The organism is Streptomyces sp. HUAS MG91, from assembly GCF_040529335.1.
Taxonomy (GTDB): domain Bacteria; phylum Actinomycetota; class Actinomycetes; order Streptomycetales; family Streptomycetaceae; genus Streptomyces; species Streptomyces tabacisoli.
The window spans coordinates 3,578,347-3,594,174 of record NZ_CP159534.1 but is presented as its reverse complement, the minus strand read 5'-3'; the positions used below and the strand labels follow the sequence as shown (position 1 = coordinate 3,594,174).

Annotated in this window: 14 protein-coding genes and 1 riboswitch; of the genes, 11 read left to right on the top strand and 3 right to left on the bottom strand. The window is 71.9% G+C overall.

The window, feature by feature from the left end; all coding sequences use genetic code 11:
* Positions 1 to 7: 7 nt before the first annotated feature.
* Positions 8 to 625: a Uma2 family endonuclease gene (locus ABII15_RS16220; RefSeq protein WP_353947082.1), complete on the bottom strand. Its 618-nt coding sequence runs from the start codon at positions 623 to 625 to the stop codon at positions 8 to 10.
* Positions 626 to 818: 193 nt separating this feature from the next.
* On the opposite strand from ABII15_RS16220, the gene ABII15_RS16215 reads away from it, so the two are divergent.
* Together ABII15_RS16215 and ABII15_RS16210 are read left to right on the top strand one after the other, a co-directional pair.
* Positions 819 to 1,556 carry an HNH endonuclease family protein gene (locus tag ABII15_RS16215; RefSeq protein ID WP_353943033.1) on the top strand — a complete coding sequence of 246 codons (738 nt, stop codon included), beginning with the start codon at positions 819 to 821 and terminating at the stop codon, positions 1,554 to 1,556.
* Between the two features lie 23 nt (positions 1,557 to 1,579).
* Entirely contained in the window at positions 1,580 to 2,341 is a 762-nt protein-coding gene (locus ABII15_RS16210; RefSeq protein ID WP_353943032.1) for an N-acetyltransferase, read from the top strand.
* A gap of 42 nt (positions 2,342 to 2,383) precedes the next feature.
* On the opposite strand, the gene ABII15_RS16205 is transcribed toward ABII15_RS16210, so the two are convergent.
* Complete coding sequence (locus tag ABII15_RS16205; RefSeq protein WP_353943031.1) at positions 2,384 to 3,235, bottom strand: DUF4190 domain-containing protein; 852 nt, start codon at positions 3,233 to 3,235, stop codon at positions 2,384 to 2,386.
* A 222-nt stretch (positions 3,236 to 3,457) separates the two neighbouring features.
* Here ABII15_RS16205 and ABII15_RS16200 point away from each other — a divergent pair, with 222 nt between their 5' ends.
* The 6 genes from ABII15_RS16200 to ABII15_RS16175 all read left to right on the top strand — a co-directional run bounded on the left by ABII15_RS16200 (position 3,458) and on the right by ABII15_RS16175 (position 10,591).
* The gene (locus tag ABII15_RS16200) at positions 3,458 to 5,557 is read left to right on the top strand and encodes an N-6 DNA methylase (protein WP_353943030.1); all 2,100 of its coding nucleotides are present in this window, start codon (positions 3,458 to 3,460) and stop codon (positions 5,555 to 5,557) included.
* 111 nt (positions 5,558 to 5,668) lie between these two features.
* Positions 5,669 to 6,247 (top strand): hypothetical protein, encoded by a 579-nt coding sequence (locus ABII15_RS16195; protein WP_353943029.1) that lies wholly within the window; start codon positions 5,669 to 5,671, stop codon positions 6,245 to 6,247.
* A 5-nt stretch (positions 6,248 to 6,252) separates the two neighbouring features.
* On the top strand, positions 6,253 to 7,812 hold the full coding sequence (locus ABII15_RS16190; RefSeq protein WP_353943028.1) for a serine/threonine-protein kinase: 1,560 nt from the start codon (positions 6,253 to 6,255) through the stop codon (positions 7,810 to 7,812).
* 103 nt (positions 7,813 to 7,915) lie between these two features.
* A complete protein-coding gene (locus ABII15_RS16185) occupies positions 7,916 to 8,752 on the top strand; it encodes a glycoside hydrolase domain-containing protein (RefSeq protein WP_353943027.1) in 837 nt (278 codons plus the stop codon).
* Between the two features lie 146 nt (positions 8,753 to 8,898).
* Positions 8,899 to 9,573, top strand: a complete 675-nt coding sequence (locus ABII15_RS16180; protein WP_353943026.1) for a SurA N-terminal domain-containing protein — start codon at positions 8,899 to 8,901, stop codon at positions 9,571 to 9,573.
* A gap of 37 nt (positions 9,574 to 9,610) precedes the next feature.
* Positions 9,611 to 10,591 (top strand): nucleoside triphosphate pyrophosphohydrolase, encoded by a 981-nt coding sequence (locus ABII15_RS16175; RefSeq protein ID WP_353943025.1) that lies wholly within the window; start codon positions 9,611 to 9,613, stop codon positions 10,589 to 10,591.
* Here ABII15_RS16175 and ABII15_RS16170 read toward each other — a convergent pair.
* A complete protein-coding gene (locus ABII15_RS16170; RefSeq protein WP_353943024.1) occupies positions 10,578 to 11,813 on the bottom strand; it encodes a cytochrome P450 in 1,236 nt (411 codons plus the stop codon). The genes ABII15_RS16175 and ABII15_RS16170 overlap by 14 nt on opposite strands.
* 331 nt (positions 11,814 to 12,144) lie before the next feature.
* Between ABII15_RS16170 and ABII15_RS16165 the strand changes: the two genes are divergently transcribed.
* From ABII15_RS16165 to eno, 3 genes are all read left to right on the top strand, one after another.
* A complete protein-coding gene (locus tag ABII15_RS16165) occupies positions 12,145 to 13,197 on the top strand; it encodes a transglycosylase family protein (protein WP_353943023.1) in 1,053 nt (350 codons plus the stop codon).
* 136 nt (positions 13,198 to 13,333) lie between these two features.
* A riboswitch (cyclic di-AMP (ydaO/yuaA leader) is annotated at positions 13,334 to 13,536 on the top strand.
* Positions 13,537 to 13,540: 4 nt separating this feature from the next.
* Positions 13,541 to 14,251, top strand: coding sequence for a transglycosylase family protein (locus ABII15_RS16160; protein ID WP_353943022.1), 711 nt, complete (start codon positions 13,541 to 13,543; stop codon positions 14,249 to 14,251).
* A 283-nt stretch (positions 14,252 to 14,534) separates the two neighbouring features.
* Positions 14,535 to 15,815, top strand: a complete 1,281-nt coding sequence (eno, locus tag ABII15_RS16155) for a phosphopyruvate hydratase (RefSeq protein ID WP_353943021.1) — start codon at positions 14,535 to 14,537, stop codon at positions 15,813 to 15,815.
* Positions 15,816 to 15,828: the final 13 nt, after the last annotated feature.

Below are 15,828 nucleotides of genomic sequence, written 5' to 3'. Positions count from 1 at the left end.
CGGGCTGTCAGTCGGACGCCGCGCGCCGACGGCGCGGCGTCAGGTCGATGTCGAGCGTGAAGGGGACGGTGACCTTCAGGCGGTCGTGGTGGATGCCGGTGACCGCGTAGGAGTTGGTCGCGGGGTCGAGTTCGTACACGTAGACGACGGGCAGGCCTGCGTTCTCCTCGACGCGCCAGAAGTGGGGGATGCGGGCGCCCGCGTACTTGCGGGGCTTGATCTCGCGGTCGCGCTCCTCCGAGTCGGGGGAGACGATCTCGACGGCCAGGAGGATGTCGGACGGGGAGTACCAGGTCTGGGAGGGGCCGGTGAAGGCCTCGTCCGGCACCAGCATGAGGTCCGGCTCGGGACGGTTGCGCTTGTCGATCTTCGTGGTCATCTCGCGGACCACCAGCAGATCCTCGGGTGCCTGATCCTCGAACGCACGCTCCAGCAGGCGCAGGGTGAGCATGTGGAAATTGGTCTGCGGACTCACGAGGAACAGTCCTCCGTCGATCATCTCTGTGTGCGGAGGGAGGCCCGGAATCGTGTCGAGGTCGTCGGCCGTCCAGCCCCCGAGCGGCGGCGTGGGCCACGAGGGCTCCGGCGGCGTCTGCTGCGGCTCGTTGTCGGCGGCGGTGCTCATCAGCGCTCCCATGCGACGGAGTCTGGCGCGTACGGCCAGCGTACTCGGAGGGTTCCGTGGACGGATCGGCGAAACGGGTGACGCGACGGAAGGGCTGCCCGGGCGCCCCGCATTCCCTGGCTCGCGCGGGGCATTCGATACCGTGAACCGGCTCAACCGGTAACAAATGGATGCGTGTGGGAGGGGTGTCGTGATGCGAGGCGCGGGGCGGGGTGTGGTGGCCGTCGTGCTGGCCGCCGTGGCGGTCACCGGCTGCAAGGCCGAGCTGGACAAGGGCGGGGACGGAACCGGGAGCGGGAACCCGGGGGCCGGGGCGCAGGGCAAGGCGGGCAGTGCGCTGGCCGCCGTCGACGAGCTCACCGTCAAGGGGCGGGCGCCCAAGACCGGTTACGCGCGGGAACGATTCGGCACCGCCTGGGCCGACACCGACTCCAACAGCTGCGACACCCGCGACGACATCCTCAAGCGCGACCTGAAGGACGTCCGGTTCACCGACGGCAAGTGCAGGGTCGCCGGCGGCTCGCTCGCCCCCGACCCGTACAGCGGCAAGGACGTCACCTTCAAGCGCGGCAGCAGCAAGGTCGACATCGATCATCTGGTCGCGCTCTCCGACGCCTGGCAGAAGGGCGCCTTCAAGTGGGACCCGAGCAAGCGCATCGCGCTCGCCAACGACCCGCTGAACCTGCTCGCCGTCGACGCGACCCCCAACCGCAGCAAGGGCGACGGCGACACCGCGACCTGGCTGCCGCCGAACAAGGGCTACCGGTGCACCTATGTCGCCGGGCAGGTCGCCGTGAAGAAGAAGTACGGGCTGTGGGTGACCGGCGCCGAGCGCGACGCCATGAAAAAGGTGTTGACCGGGTGCCCGGACCAGAAGCTACCTTCGGGCGGCAATCCCACCGAGGCTCCCGCGCGCTTCCACGCCCGCTGAGCCGCTCCTGAGAGACGTACGACATGAGCGCCGACCCGGACCTGACCATCACGACGCTCGCCGAGCGGCCCGAACTGCGCGACGCGATGTGGACGATGGAGGACACCTGGCCGGTGTTCGTGCAGCACGACGCGGTCGGCTGGTCCTTCATGGGCCGGATCGCCGCCGACTTCCCCGAGTACGTCCTGGTCGCCACGGACGAGGCCGGTGACGTGGTGGTGAAGGGCGTCAGCGTGCCGTTCGCGCAGCACGTCGAGGGGCGCGGGGGAGTGCTGCCGGACCGCGGCTGGGACCGGGTGGTCCAGTGGGCGTTCTCGGATCTGCGGCACGGTGTGCAGGCCGACACGGTCAGCGCCGTCGAGATCACCGTCGTGCCGCGCATGCTGGGCCGCGGCCTGTCCGGGCGGATGCTCGCGGCGATGCGGGAGAACGCGCGCTCGCGCGGCTTCGGCGAGGTCGTCGCGCCGGTGCGGCCCAGCGCCAAGCACCAGGAGTCCGCTGCCCTGATGAGCGAGTACGCGTACCGGAAGCGGGCGTCCGACGGGCTGCCGGAGGACCCCTGGCTGCGGGTGCACGTCCGCGCGGGCGGGGTCATCGACAAGGTGGCGCCCGCCTCGATGACCGTGTCGGGGTCGCTGGACGAGTGGCGGCGGTGGACCGGGCTGCCCTTCGACACCGCCGGTCCGGTCGAGGTGCCCGGTGCGCTGGTCCCGGTGCACTGCGCGCCGGAGCGCGACAACGCCGTCTACGTCGAGCCGAACGTATGGGTGCGGCACGCGCTCTGAGCGCGTGCCGCACCGGTCGCCCCCCTCGGGCCGCTTCGCGGGTTACAGCTTCAGGTCCCACTGCGTGCCGTCGTACTCGAAGCTCGGCGTGACCTCGACCGTCAGGTTCCTGGCGTCCGCCGGGGCGTCGAAGGCGTAGACGACCGTGGCCTTCTTGCCGGGCAGGATCGTGCCGTTGAAGCCCGCGCCGACCTTGTCGTCGAAGATCGCCTCGGCGGTCACGCCCTCCTTGCCGGCGCGGGCGTCGGCGGTCAGCAGCGTCGCGTCGAACTTCGCCTTGCTGTCGTTGGTGACCGTGACGGTGACCTTGTAGGCCTTGTTGCCCTTGGTGTGGCCCACGGCGTACGCGTTCGGGTTGAACGTCACCGCGTTCGACACCGCGACCGTCAGGTCGTCGTCGTAGATCACGGAGTCGCCCGCGTCGAGCGTCTTGCCCGCGGCCGGCTTGTCGTTCTTGTCCTTGCTGTCGCCCTTGCCCGCGCCCGCCTTGCCGTCGGCCTTGCCCTTGGGCTCGGTGCCCTTGGCCTTGGTGTCCGACACCGACTTGTTGATCTCGTCGACCGCGTCGCCGACCGCCTTGAACGTCGTGTACGCGCCGAAGACCGCGAGGCCCATCGCGACCAGGCCGAGGATCGCGCCGGCCAGCGCCACCCCCTTGTTCGTGGCCTCGCCCCGCTTGGCGCGCGACCGGCCCGTCAGCCCCAGGATCAGGGCGATCACCCCGAGGATGCCGGCCAGCCAGAACAGGAACGGGATCACCCCGGACAGGGCGCCGATGACGCCCAGGATCAGCGCCGCCGTCCCCAGCCCGTTCCGCGCGGCCTGCTGGGGCTGGTGCTGCGGCTGCTGGAACGGCGGGTACTGCGGGTGCTGCTGGGGCTGGGTCTGAGACATGACAGTTCCTCCGTGATGAGAGATGCCAACCTCCCCCCGGCTTTCCGTGTATCCGGCGGTTGGCTGGGTCAAGAACACCATCAACTGTGAACCGAGTCAACCGCGTACACAAGATTTGTGTTGTGAACACCTGTGAATGCGGTTCTTAGGTGGAGGTCGGTAGGGTCGGGTGTACACGCCGTGCCACGGCGTACGCGTCATGCCACGAGGGGAGCCGCAGCGGTGCAGGACAACGCGACAGAGGTGACGGCCGCCGGGATCGCCCGGCTCGCCGGGGTCGGCCGCGCGGCCGTCTCCAACTGGCGGCGCCGGCACGCCGACTTCCCCAAGCCCGTGGGTGGCACCGACACCAGCCCCTCCTTCGCGCTCGCCGAGGTCGAGGAGTGGCTGCGCGACCAGGGCAAGCTCGCCGAGGTGCCGCTGCGCGAGCGCGTCTGGCAGCAGCTCGCCGGACACCCCGCGGGCCCGGTCACCGCGCTGCTGCACACCGGATGCGTCCTGCTGCTCGTGCACGACCGGCCCACCGAATGGCTCGCCCTGAGCGCCACGTCGGACGACCGCGGCCTCGCCGAGCGGCTGCCGGCGGCGCTCGAAGGCGTCCTCACCCCCCGCTTCGGGACGCCCGCGGGGCGGGCCCTCGCGACCCCGGAGTCCGCCGCCCTCCTCCCGTCCGTGCCGCTGCTGCGCGGCGCCGCCGAGCTCGCCGCGGACACCGGCGCCCGCCGCGCCTTCGCGTTCCTGCTCGGCCGCCACCTGGACGCGAACCCGCGCCAGTACACGCTGACCCCGCCGGGACCGGCCGCCCTGATGGCCGCCCTCGCCGGACCCGCCGCCACCGCCCTCGACCCGGCCTGCGGCACCGGCGCCCTGCTGCACGCCGTGCGCGCCCACGGCGCCCGCTCCGAACAGCGCCTCTACGGCCAGGACTCCGCGCCCGAACTGGCCGCGCTGACCGCCCTGCGGCTCGCCCTCGACGGGCCCGCCGGTGAGGGCGCGGGCCCCACCGTGCGCACCGCCGCGGCCGACACCCTGCTCGCCGACGCGCTCGGCGACGTGACGGCCGACGTGGTCCTCGCCCACCCGCCGTTCAACGAGCGCGGCTGGGGCCACGACGAACTCGCCTACGACCCGCGCTGGGAGTACGGCCTCCCGGCCCGCACCGAGTCCGAACTGGCCTGGGTGCAGCACGCGTTGGCCCGCCTCAGGGACGGCGGCACCGCGGTCCTGCTGATGCCGCCCACCGTCGCCTCCCGCCGCTCGGGCCGCCGCATCCGCGCCGACCTGCTGCGCCGCGGCGCCCTGCGCGCCGTGATCGCGCTGCCCGCGGGCGCCGTCCCGCCGAACAACATCCCGCTGCACCTGTGGGTCCTGCGCAGGCCCGCCGGGTCGTCCGGGCCCGCCCCCGAACTGCTGCTCGTCGACACCACCTCGCTGGCCGCCCCCGGCGACGTACGGGAGAAGCAGGCGTGGGCCGCCGTGCAGGACGCCGTGCTCGACGCCTGGCACGCCTTCGACCGCGCCGGAACGCTGGAGGAGCGCCCCGGAGTGGCCCGCTCGGTGCCGGTCATCGAACTCCTCGACGACGAGGTCGACCTCGCGCCCGCCCGCCGGCTGCCCCCGCCGGCCGCGGGCGGGGGCGGGGCCGCCGAGCTGACCGCCGTGCGCGAGGACCTCGCCGGCACCCTGCGCCTGACCACGAGGCTCACCCCGGAGTCCGCCGTCCCCGCCGCCGAACCGGCCCGCTGGCCGCTGACCACGATCGGTGAACTCGCGCGCGCGGGCGCCCTGTTCATGCGCACCCCGGCCGCCTCGGGCGCCGACTCCCGCTCGGGCGGCCCCGCGCGCGCGGCGGTCCCGGTCCTCACCGACCACGACGTGCTCGCCGGCACCGCCCCCTCCGGCATCTTCAGCGGCGACGACGAGCCGTTCCTGCTGCGGGCCGGGGACGTCGTCGTGCCCGTCGTCGGCGGCGGCGCCACCGCCCGCGTCGTCGACGGGGCCACCGAGGGCGCCGCCCTCGGCCGCGGCCTCGCCCTGCTGCGCCCCGACCCGGCCGCGCTCGACCCCTGGTTCCTCGCCGGGTTCCTGCGCTCCACCGCCAACAACCGGCAGGCCAGCAGCTATGCCTCCACGGCGACCCGGCTCGACGTGCGCCGGCTGCAACTGCCCCGGCTGCCCCTGCCCGAACAGGCGGGATACGGCGAACGGTTCAAGGCGCTGGCCGCCTTCGAGGACGCGCTGCGGCTCGCGTCCCGGCTCGGCGAACAGCTCGTCCAGGGACTCCACGACGGCCTGACGGACGGCACGCTCGCGCCGGAGTGAACGTCACGGCTCCGCGCAGGTCCGCAACGGTTCGGTACAACCCGGGGCCAGTTGTCGCAGTCGGCCTATACGCTCGACGGGACCGGCACGACGAGCGATCCAGGAGCAACCATGTACGGGCCCGGCGCGGCACCTCCCTCGCGCAACGACGGCACGGTCATCACCCTGCGGGTGCTGTTCGCCGTGCTGTCCGTGCTCAGCTGTGGCCTGCTGGCGTGCGTCCCGCTGTTCCGCATCGCGATGCTGCGCGGCAAGGCGCTCGACTGGGTCCTCGCCTGGGTCGCGCTGCCCCTGACGCTCGCTCTGCTCGCCGTCGTCGGCTCGCTGCCGGAGGCGGATCCGCGCACGGACGTCGCGCTCGCCCTGGTCCTGATCATCGCCGCCGCGAGCGCCGTGCACTTCATCCTGTACGACATACGCCGCCTGCAGACGCCTCCGCGTCCGCCCATGGGCCCGTACCCGCCGACGGCCCCGACCGTCGGCTACGGCTACCCGCCCCAGCAGCCCCAGCCGTACGCGCAGCCCACCGTGCCGCTGCCCCCGCACACCATGCCCACCCAGACTCCGGGCCCGGCGCCCGCGCCGGTCCCGCCGCAGAACCAGGGCCAGCCCCCGCAGCGCATCGACCAGGTCCGCGCCGAGCTGGACGAGCTGAGCGACTACCTGCGCAAGCAGGACGGCGGTCGGTGACCCCTTTGTCCGTTCCGTCTGGGCTTCCCGCCACTGGCGGCCACCTCGTCGCGGGCCGCTACGAACTCTCCTCGCTCATCGGCCAGGGCGGCATGGGCCAGGTCTGGACGGCGTACGACCAGCGCCTGGACCGCCGTGTCGCGGTGAAGCTGGTGCGCCCCGACCGGGTCGCGGGCGCCGAGGCCGAGGAGCTGCGCCGCCGCTTCCTGCGCGAGTGCCGCGTCACCGCCCAGGTCGACCACCCCGGCCTGGTCACCGTGCACGACGCGGGCACCGAGGACACCCCGGGCGGCGCCTCGTTCCTCTACCTCGTCATGCAGTACGTCGACGGCTCCGACCTCGCCGACCACCTCGCCGAGCACGACCCCTACCCGTGGCCGTGGGCGGTCTCGGTCGCGGCCCAGCTGTGCGCCGTACTGTCGGCCGTGCACGCGGTGCCGATCGTCCACCGCGACCTCAAGCCGCGCAACGTGATGGTGAAGAAGGACGGCACCGTCACCGTCCTCGACCTCGGCGTCGCCTCCGTCCTCGACACCGACACCACCCGCCTCACCCACACCGGCTCACCCATCGGCACGCCCGCCTACATGGCGCCCGAGCAGGCGATGGGCGGCGCGGTCGGCCCGTACACCGACCTGTACGCGCTCGGGGTGCTGCTGCACGAACTCCTCAGCGGCGACGTCCCGTTCGCCGGCACCACCGCCCTCGGCATCCTCCACCGCCATCTGTACGAGTCCCCGGTCCCGGTCCGCCAGCTGCGCCCCGAGGTGCCCGAGGCGCTGGAGCAGCTGGTCCTGCGGCTGCTCGCGAAGGACCCGCAGCACCGGCCGGCGTCCGCCCAGCAGACGTACGAGGAACTGCTGCCGCTGCTGCCCGCGCGGGGCGTGCCCACCGGCCGTCCGCTCGACCCCACCCGCCCCTTCCTGCGCCCGCACGCCCCGTGGCCCGACCGGGCCGTGACGCCCGCGCCGCAGCCCGCGGGCTCCGACGTCCAGGGCGACCGGCCCGACGTGGCCCGCGCCGTCGACGAGGTCAAGCGCCTCCTCGGCGAGGGCCGCATCACCCAGGCCGTCGACATCCTCGGCGCGATCCTGCCCGCCGCGGCCGCCCAGCACGGCGAGCACTCGCCCGTCGTGCGCACCCTGCGCAAGCAGTACGCGGCCACCCTCATGGACGACGGCCAGTACCGCCGCGCCCTGCCCGAGCTGCGCCGCCTCGCCGACGAGCGGGCCGCCGAGGCGGGCCACGCCGACCCGCAGTCCCTCCAGTTCCGCTACGAGGCCGCCCAGTGCCTCGAAGCCCTCGGCGAACCGGCCGCGGCGCTCGCCGAGTACCGCTCCCTGCTGCCGTACTACGAGAACCAGTACGCGACCACGGACCTGCGGCTCGCCCTCGAAGTGCGGCGCCGCATCGGCCAGTTGCTGCTCGCCGTCGGCGACCGGGGCGCCGCCCAGGAGACCCTGGTCCGGCTGCTGCACGACGCGGAGCGGATCCACGGCCCGGCCCACCCGTTCCCCTCCGAGGTCCGCCGCACCCTCCAGTGGCTGGGACAGGTCAGGGGCTGACGCTTCCGGGGCTCTTCTTTGCGTGCCCTTGGCATGTCACCTGTCATGATCTCCTCGGCGCACTCGGCGCCGGGGAATCACGTTCTACTGGGTGGGGATCAGCATGTCCGGGACCGGGAGCCACAGACTCTCCAAGCGCAACCGCTACCTCGCCTGGGGCGCGGCCGGGGCCGTCGTCGTCGCGGGCGGCGCCTTCGCCGCGACCACCGCGTCCGCGGCCACCACCTGGCCCGCGCAGAAGACCTTCACCGGCCGCGCCTTCGACACCTGCACGGCCCCCTCGGCCGCCGCGATGAAAGCCTGGGACACCGGGTTCTACGGCGCCGCGGCGGTCTACATCGGCGGCAAGAACCGAGGCTGCGCCCAGCCCAACCTCACCGCCTCCTGGGTCAAGACGGTCAGCGCGCAGGGCTGGAAGCTCATCCCGCTGTACGTGGGCGCCCAGCCGCCCTGCCAGACCGGCACCCGCAACGAGAAGATGACCACCTCGAACGCGGCCACCCTCGGCACCGCCGACGGCAAGGACGCCGTGGCGAAGGCGGCCGCGCTCGGCATGAGGACGGGCAGCGCGATCTACCTCGACATGGAGCCGTACGACACCGCGAACAGCTCCTGCAACAAGGCGGTCCTGAGCTACGTCCGCGCCTTCGACAAGGTGCTGCGCGGCAAGATCTACCGGGCCGGCTACTACGGCTTCTCCAGCTCCAGCGCCGCCGCGATCGCCACCGCCACCGACCGCACCGACCTGCCGGGCAACCTCTGGTACGCCAAGTGGGACAAGGTGAACACGACCACCTCCGACTGGCCGTGGTCCAAGTCGCTCTACACGAACCACAGCCGCGCCCACCAGTACATGGTCAACAGCAAGGAGAAGCGCGGCAGTTACACCATCACGGTGGACCGCAACGCCTGGGACGCGCCGGTCGCCATCACCGGCTGAGCCATCGGGGTCCGGCGGCCCGGGGCGATACCTCATCTCCCGACGAATCGTTGTCGAATAGGTGGCCGAGCCCGCGGTCACCTCCTAACATCGATCACCGCCGGACTTTGTGCACCGACGCACAAACTCGCCGCAGGGAGGCCACCTTGCACCGCCGCCGCACCGCGCTCGTCCTGTCCACCGCCGCCATCGCCGCGCTCCCCGCCCTCACCGCCTGCGGAAGCGAGGCGCATCCCGGCGCCGCGGCCGTCGTCGGCGGCCAGCGCATCACGGTCTCCCAGCTGGAGAGCCGGGTGAGCGAGGTGCGTCAGGCGCAGCAGGACGCCACCGACGGCAGCGCCCAGTACGAGCAGGCCGTCGCCAAGTCCGGCGGCCTCACCCGCAACACCCTGCACACCATGGTCCTGGACCGGGTGCTGCACCGCGCCGCCACCGACGCGGGCGTCACCGTCTCCCGCAAGGAGATGCAGGAGATGCGCGCGGGCCTGGAGCAACAGGCGGGCGGCCCGAGGCAGTTGGAGACGGCCTGGCTCCAGCAGTACAACGTCGCGCCCAAGCGGCTCACCGAGTCGCTGCGCACCGAGATCGAGGCGCAGAAGCTGTCGTCGTCGCTCGGCGTCGACACCCAGACCCCCGCGGGCCAGGCCGCCTTCTGGAAGGCGCTCTCCCAGGCCTCCAAGGAGCTGAACATCGACCTGAACCCCCGCTACGGCAGCTGGGGCGTCACCAAGAGCGGCACCGTCGGCCGGGTCGATGCCAAGACCCCCTGGCTGACCCAGGTCACCCAGGAACAGCCGGCGGACCAGCAGCAGACGGCCTAGGGCACGCTTTGTCGGCGGCCTGCGTTACGTTCGAGGCGTGAACGACGACATCACTCCCGACGCCGGCCGCGTCGTCCTGCTCACCACCAGCCACCGGGTCGCCCCGGGGCTGCTGTCCTGGCAGGCCTGGCAGATCCTGCACGCCGCCGACGAGGTGCTCTGCGCCGATCCCGAGCATCCGCAGCTGCCGTACCTGAAGGAGGCGGGCGTCGAGGTCACCCTCGACGTGCCCGCCGCCCGTGATCTCGTCGAGCGCTGCGCCGACGTCGGTCGCACCGTCGTCGTGCTGACCACGGCCGAGGGCGACCGCCGCCTCACCGACGGCCTGGCGGCGCTGGCCGGCTCCGGCCGCGTCGCGATGCCGTCCCTCGAACTCCTCCCCGGCTCCTACGACCTGCCGGGCGCCCGCCTCCTCGACCTCGTCCAGGTCATGGACCGGATCCGGCGCGCGTGCCCCTGGTCGTCGCAGCGCACCCACGAGGACCTGGCGAAGTACGTCATCGAGGAGGCGTACGAACTGGTCGAGGCGATCGAGGCCGGGGACCGCGAAGAGCTGCGCGAGGAGCTGGGCGACGTCCTGCTCCAGGTCGTCTTCCACGCCCGGATCGCCGAGGAGGACGCCGAGGAGCCGTTCTCCGTCGACGACGTCGCGGGCGCCATCGTCGACAAGCTCATCCACCGCCACCCCCATGTCTTCGGCGACGAGAGCGCGGCCACCCCGGAGGAGGTCCGGGAGATCTGGCTGCGCAGGAAGGCCGAGTCGAAGCAGCGCGCCTCGGTGACGGACGGCGTGCCGGTCGGCCAGCCGGGCCTGGCCCTCGCCGCGAAGCTCGGCTCGCGCGTGCGCACGGCGGGCCTGGACGTCCCCGTGCCCGCCGGGACGGGCGTCGGCGACGAACTGCTGGCCCTGGCCCTGCGCGCCGAGGCGTCCGGCGTCGACCCGGAGGCGGCGCTCAGGGAGGCCGCGCGGGCCTACCGGGACGCGGTGCGCGCCGCCGAGGGGCTCAGCGCGGGGTGAACTCCACGGGCAGCGTCCGCAGCCCCCGCATGATGAGCCCGCCGCGCCAGCGCAGCTCGGCGGGGTCCTCGCCGAGGCGCAGGTCCGGCAGCCGGGTCAGCAGCGTCGCCAGCGCCGTGTGCCCCTCCAGGCGGGCGAGCGGGGCGCCGATGCAGTAGTGGATCCCGTGCCCGTACCCCAGGTGCTTGTTGTCGCGGCGGGCCAGGTCGAGGGTGTCGGGGTGGTCGAAGCGGGCGGGGTCCCGGTCGGCGGCGGCGAGCACCACGAGCACCGGGTCGCCCTCGGCGACCGCGACCCCGCCGATCTCCAGGTCCTCGGTCGCGTACCGCCAGGTGGCCATCTCCACGGGCCCGTCGAAGCGCAGCAGTTCCTCGACGCCCGTCTCCAGGAGTCCGTGCTCGCCCCGGGCGAGGGCGCTCTGGAGGACGGCCCGCTGCTCGGGGTGGCGCAGCAGGGCGTGGGTGCCGTTGCCGATGAGGTTGATGGTCGTCTCGAACCCGGCGAAGAGCAGTACGAAACACATGGCCACCACCTCGTCCTCGGTGAGGTGCTCGCCGTGGTCGGAGGCGCGGATGAGGCCGGAGATCAGGTCGTCGCCGTCGCCGAGCCGCTTGCGGTGGATGAGGTCGGCGAGATAGCGGCGGATCTTCTTCACGGCCCGCGCGACCCCGCCGCGCGGTCCCTTGCCGTGGCGGATCATCATGCCCGCCCAGTCCCGCAGGTCGTCCTGGTCCTCGCGCGGGACGCCGAGCAGGTCGCAGATCGCGTAGATGGGGAGCGGGAAGGCGAACTCGTGGATGAGGTCGGCGCTGCCGCGGGCGGCGAAGCCGTCGATGAGGCCGTCCGTCAGTTCCTGCACGCGTGGCGCGAATTCGGCGACCCGGCGCGGGGTGAACGCCTTGGAGACCAGGCGCCGCAGCCGGGTGTGGTCCGGCGGGTCGATGTTCAGCAGATGGGTCATCAGGCCCGCGCTGCGCTCGCCCGGGATGCCGGTCTTGCTCTTGCCCTGCGCGTCGTCCGCGTGATGCACCGGGTTCTTGGACAGCCGCTGGTCCGCGAGGGCCTGGCGCGCGTCCGCGTAACGCGTCACGAGCCAGGCCTCGACGCCGCTGGGCAGCGTGGTGCGGTGCACGGGGGAGTGCTCGCGCAGCCAGGCGTAGGCGGGATACGGATCGGTGGCGAACTCCCAGGTGAAGAGTTCGGGGACGGGCGCGGTGTTCACATCCCGACCGTACCCGGGGGACGTTCGGCGCAGGCGGAACGCATGTGACCGGCACCACTCGGGAGCGGTGGCGCGGCGGCGTGGGGTGGTTTGTCGTGATCTTGAAAAGCCGTGAACCGGGCTCATTCGCCGCACAGTTCGCGACACCTCACAGGTGGTTGAAAACTGACGTTGTGTCAAAGTCGTGATGGTGACGTGATCTGCGCTGCATCGACTTGTGACAAGCGTTCGAGTCCCGCTACGTTCACCAGTCATCGCGACACACGCACAACAGGCACCACTCATCCACCCTGTCGCGTGCAGCAGTATCAGTCTCGCGAAAGGCAACCGCATGCTCTCCGGGAACGGCCGACACCGTCGCCCCCGCCAGGCCCCTGCTCTCGTCGTCGCCGCCGGAGTCACCGGCAGCGCCATCGCGATCCCGCTGCTCGGCGCCACGGGCGCTGGCGCGGCGACGGCCACCACGTGGGACAAGGTCGCCGAGTGCGAGAGCGGCGGGCAGTGGAGCCTGGACGCGGGCGACGGCTACTTCGGCGGTCTGCAACTGTCGCAGGAGGTCTGGGAGCAGTACGGCGGGCTCGACTACGCGCCGCGGGCCGACCAGGCCAGCCGCTCGCAGCAGATCGCCGTCGCCGAGAAGGTCCTCGACGACAAGGGGCCGACCGCCTGGCCGGGCTGCTCGGCCACGGCGGGGCTCGCCAAGGGTGACGGTTCGGCGGATGTCGACCCGGGCGCCGACGCCTCCCCGCGACCGACGAAGACGACCGGCTCGTCGGGCACGGACGCCGACGCGGGCTCCGGCTCCGCTTCGGACTCCGGCTCCGCCTCGGACTCCGGATCGGGCGCGGATTCAGGAGAGAAGAGTCACGACAAGTCCGGCGCATCGGACAAGCCGTCGTCGAGCGCGTCGGACGATTCGCCGTCCGACGCCTCGGACGGTTCGACGAGTGACGCCTCCGACGCACCGTCAGCCGACAGCTCCGCCGACCCTTCCGCCGATACCTCCGGTAACAGCAAGGGGGGCGGGGTGGACGACGACACGACGGCCCCGTCCGCGAGCGCGTCGGACTCCCCGGCCGCCACCGGCTCCACCACCGCCGACGACGACGCGGCCAGCGGCCGGCACCGGGGCGACCGGGCCGCCGACGACGGCGCCGACTCGCGTACGGGAGACGGCCGTCACGCCTCCCGGGACGACCAGCGCGACGACGAGGCCTATGTCGTCCGCTCGGGTGACAGCCTGTGGGACATCGCCGACGCCCATGACGTGCAAGGCGGGTGGGCCGCGCTCTACGACACCAACAAGAAGACGGTCGGCACCGACCCCGACCTCATCCTTCCTGGTCAGAGTCTGGATCTTGGGCTCAAATCGGTCGAAAAGTAGCGGGAGTTACGGGGTCTTTGAGGCTCGTATGTCCACTTTTGTTCGAGTGAGACATGAGTCTCAAAGACCCTGATCGTCTTTGAAATCGGGCGGATCCACTGCTTACGGTCGTGACCGCTCGCCACAGCGGGCCCCGACGGACGTCACGCCGAATCCTGCCAACGTCCGTACGGGAACAGTCGACGCGTCAGCGCCGTAGGCAGGAGCGGGGGACCCAGGTAAGCCGCCCTCCCGGGAGACCGGAGGGGCTAGGGGTTAAGTCGCACACAAGGATGTGCGGCCGGGCACTCACTGGCCCGAACCCGACAGCTCACCTCGTAGGCGTCGGTGAGGGGATCTCTCCATGCTGCTTTCCAGCAAGGGCAAGCACCGCCGCCCGTCCAAGGCCGTCCGTGTCGCCACGCTCGCCGGTGTCGCCGGTGCCGCCGTCGCCGTCCCGCTGATGGGCGCCACCTCCGCCTCCGCCGCCTCCACCTCCGAGTGGGACCAGGTCGCGCAGTGCGAGTCCGGTGGCAACTGGTCGATCAACACGGGCAACGGCTTCTCCGGTGGCCTCCAGTTCTCCCCGTCCACCTGGGCGGCCTACGGCGGCACGCAGTACGCGTCCTCCGCCGCCGGAGCCTCCAAGGCCCAGCAGATCTCGGTCGCCGAGAAGGTCCTCGCCTCGCAGGGCAAGGGCGCCTGGCCGAACTGCGGCGTGAACCTGTCCGGCGCCTCCACGGGCAACTCCGCCCCGGCCCCGCAGCAGGACAACACCCAGCAGTCGCAGCCGCAGCAGAGCCAGCCGCAGCAGCAGGAGCAGGAGCAGAAGTCGACGGAGCAGCACACCGACTCCTCGGCCGCCTCCCGCTCGCAGTCCCGCGACACCGTCACCACCCCCACCGGCCAGAAGGTCGAGAAGGGTGACGGCGAGTACAAGGTGAAGACCGGCGACACCCTCAGCAAGATCGCCGACGCGCACGGCACGAACTGGCAGAAGGTGTTCAAGCTCAACAAGGACATCGTCAAGGACGCCGACCTGATCTTCCCGGGTCAGCAGCTCCACCTGAAGTAAGCACCACCCGCGGGAGTGCCGCGGGCCCGGCATCGGCGGACGCCGAGCCCCGCGGCCGCACCCCCGTCCCCACCCCCAGTGGGCCGCTCACCTGAGCAGCCCCCGCCCCATGCAGCGGGCGGGGGCTGCTGTCTTTGTTCCGTTAAGAAACATTTCGCTCCTGGCGTTGTCCACGAGCCGGGCGGTCGGCTGGCCGATGCCCCGGAGCCGGTTAGGCTCAGTGGGTCGGGACCGAACAATCCGGCCCCGCACAGTCCGCGTCACATCCCAGAAGGAGATGCTCGTGCCGTCCATCGACGTCGTCGTAGCCCGGGAAATCCTGGACTCCCGAGGCAACCCCACGGTCGAGGTCGAGGTCGGCCTCGACGACGGCAGCACGGGTCGTGCTGCCGTTCCGTCCGGCGCCTCCACCGGAGCCTTCGAGGCCATCGAGCTCCGCGACGGTGACCCCAACCGTTACCTCGGCAAGGGCGTCGAGAAGGCCGTCCTCGCCGTCATCGAGCAGATCGGCCCGGAGCTCGTCGGCTACGACGCCACCGAGCAGCGCCTGATCGACCAGGCGATGTTCGACCTGGACGCCACGGACAACAAGGGCTCGCTCGGCGCCAACGCCATCCTGGGCGTCTCCCTCGCCGTCGCGCACGCCGCCTCCGAGGCCAGCGACCTGCCGCTGTTCCGCTACCTCGGCGGTCCGAACGCGCACCTGCTGCCCGTCCCGATGATGAACATCCTGAACGGTGGGTCGCACGCCGACTCCAACGTCGACATCCAGGAGTTCATGATCGCCCCGATCGGCGCGGAGTCCTTCTCCGAGGCCCTTCGCTGGGGCGCCGAGGTCTACCACACCCTCAAGAAGGTGCTGAAGACCAAGGGCCTGTCCACCGGCCTCGGCGACGAGGGCGGCTTCGCCCCTAACCTGGAGTCGAACCGCGCCGCGCTCGACCTCATCCTCGAGGCGATCAAGGAGGCCGGTTACATCCCCGGCCAGCAGATCGCGCTCGCGCTGGACGTCGCCGCCTCCGAGTTCTACAAGGACGGCAAGTACCAGTTCGAGGGCAAGGAGCGCTCCGCCGCCGAGATGACGGAGTACTACGAGGAACTCGTCTCCGCGTACCCGCTCGTCTCCATCGAGGACCCGCTGTACGAGGACGACTGGGCCGGCTGGAACGTCATCACCCAGCGCCTGGGCGACAAGGTCCAGCTCGTCGGCGACGACCTGTTCGTCACCAACCCGGAGCGCCTGGCCCGCGGCATCGAGGAGAACTCGGCGAACGCCCTCCTGGTGAAGGTCAACCAGATCGGCTCGCTCACCGAGACCCTGGACGCCGTCGAGCTGGCCCAGCGCAACGGCTTCAAGTGCATGATGTCGCACCGCTCGGGCGAGACCGAGGACGTGACCATCGCGGACCTCGCCGTCGCCACGAACTGCGGCCAGATCAAGACCGGCGCCCCGGCCCGCTCCGAGCGCGTCGCCAAGTACAACCAGCTCCTGCGCATCGAGGAGATCCTGGACGACGCCGCGGTCTACGCCGGCCGCAGCGCCTTCCCGCGCTTCAAGGGCTGACCTGCCCCGAAGC

Coding starts and splice junctions, on each gene's coding strand:
- ABII15_RS16210 (WP_353943032.1), top strand. CDS start 1,580: ATGAGCGCCGACCCGGACCTGACCATCACGACGCTCGCCGAGCGGCCC.
- ABII15_RS16205 (WP_353943031.1), bottom strand. CDS start 3,235: ATGTCTCAGACCCAGCCCCAGCAGCACCCGCAGTACCCGCCGTTCCAG.
- ABII15_RS16220 (WP_353947082.1), bottom strand. CDS start 625: ATGAGCACCGCCGCCGACAACGAGCCGCAGCAGACGCCGCCGGAGCCC.
- ABII15_RS16160 (WP_353943022.1), top strand. CDS start 13,541: ATGCTGCTTTCCAGCAAGGGCAAGCACCGCCGCCCGTCCAAGGCCGTC.
- ABII15_RS16215 (WP_353943033.1), top strand. CDS start 819: ATGCGAGGCGCGGGGCGGGGTGTGGTGGCCGTCGTGCTGGCCGCCGTG.
- ABII15_RS16165 (WP_353943023.1), top strand. CDS start 12,145: ATGCTCTCCGGGAACGGCCGACACCGTCGCCCCCGCCAGGCCCCTGCT.
- ABII15_RS16195 (WP_353943029.1), top strand. CDS start 5,669: ATGTACGGGCCCGGCGCGGCACCTCCCTCGCGCAACGACGGCACGGTC.
- ABII15_RS16185 (WP_353943027.1), top strand. CDS start 7,916: ATGTCCGGGACCGGGAGCCACAGACTCTCCAAGCGCAACCGCTACCTC.